Source organism: Paraburkholderia sp. GAS32 (assembly GCF_050434225.1).
Lineage (GTDB): Bacteria > Pseudomonadota > Gammaproteobacteria > Burkholderiales > Burkholderiaceae > Paraburkholderia > Paraburkholderia madseniana.
The window spans coordinates 1-1,299 of record NZ_JBNPVS010000135.1 but is presented as its reverse complement, the minus strand read 5'-3'; the positions used below and the strand labels follow the sequence as shown (position 1 = coordinate 1,299).

1 protein-coding gene is annotated in these 1,299 nt (G+C 57.9%); it reads left to right on the top strand.

Annotated elements, in window-relative coordinates; all coding sequences use genetic code 11:
- The first annotated feature begins 69 nt into the window (after positions 1 to 69).
- Complete coding sequence (locus P3T25_RS48555; RefSeq protein ID WP_429364893.1) at positions 70 to 1,173, top strand: IS5 family transposase; 1,104 nt, start codon at positions 70 to 72, stop codon at positions 1,171 to 1,173.
- The last annotated feature ends 126 nt before the right edge of the window (positions 1,174 to 1,299 follow it).

Below are 1,299 nucleotides of genomic sequence, written 5' to 3'. Positions count from 1 at the left end.
CGACGACAGCAAGTCAGCGGATGAGTCGGTCGAAACGTTATGCTGAGGAAGCCACTACCCTGAGAAATGATGCGCGGCGCCGACACCTTCACCGAGAGTTTGTTCACGATGCGTAAGCTGGAAGACTTTGTTCCAGCGGATCACCCGCTGCGCGCGATTCGCAAGATGGCCAACGCTGCGTTGTCGAAGATGAACGGCTTGTTTGCCGGCATGTATGAAGCTGACGTCAAAGGCGGCCGGCCGAGCGTAGCGCCGGAGAAATTGCTGCGGGCGATGTTGTTGCAAGTGCTGTACAGCGTGCGCTCCGAGCGGCAGTTGATGGAGCAGGTCCAATATAACCTGCTGTTCCGCTGGTTCATTGGGCTGTCGATGGACGATAGCGTGTGGGTGCCGACCGTGTTCACCAAGAACCGGGAACGGCTGATTAAACATGACGCGGTCATCGAGTTCTTCAATGAGGTGCTGGCCATTGCACAGCAGAAGGCCTGGCTATCAGGCGAACACTTCAGCGTTGACGGTACGCTGATCCAGGCCTGGGCCGGCCATAAGAGCTTTGTTCGCCGTGACGATGACGACCAGGCCAACGGCGATGGGGACAACTTCAAAGGCGAGAAGCGCAGCAACGACACCCATGAGTCGAAGACCGATGCTGATGCACGGCTCTATCGCAAAGGCGGCACGGCCAGTGAATTGCGCTACATGGGTCATACCTTGAGCGACAACCGCTACGGTCTGGTGGCCAATGCCGTGGTGACGATCGCTGATGGTTATGCCGAGCGCGAAGCCGCCAAGGCCATGATTAACGATGCCAGACAGGCGCTCGATGACCCGGCGCGTGAGATCACGCTCGGAGCTGACAAGGGCTATGACGCCCAGGAATTCGTGGAAGCCTGTGTGGACATGAATGTCACGCCGCATGTGGCGCAGAACAATTCAGGACGCCATTCGGCGGTACCGAAGGCGATTGCCCAAAGCGAGGGCTACGCCGTCTCGCAGCAAAAGCGCAAGCTGATCGAACAAGGCTTCGGCTGGGCCAAGACGGTTGGCGGCATGCGTCAGGTGATGGTGCGCGGTTTGAAGAAAGTGGATCAGATGTTTGTGCTGACGATGGCAGCGTACAACCTGGTCCGTATGCGCACCTTGGGGCAAATCCGTCCGCTGGGGGCGCAATGAGCGGAACTCGGGTGAAAAGCCGCCCGAAACAGACCCAAAACACGGGAAATCGCACAAAAGTTCCAGCGCAATTGGAAAAACTGAGTCAACTCGACGTGCCAGATGAATAACCATCCGTGACGCCGA

Excerpts from the sequence above, each read along its gene's own strand:
- P3T25_RS48555 (WP_429364893.1), top strand. The coding sequence starts at position 70 with ATGCGCGGCGCCGACACCTTCACCGAGAGTTTGTTCACGATGCGTAAG.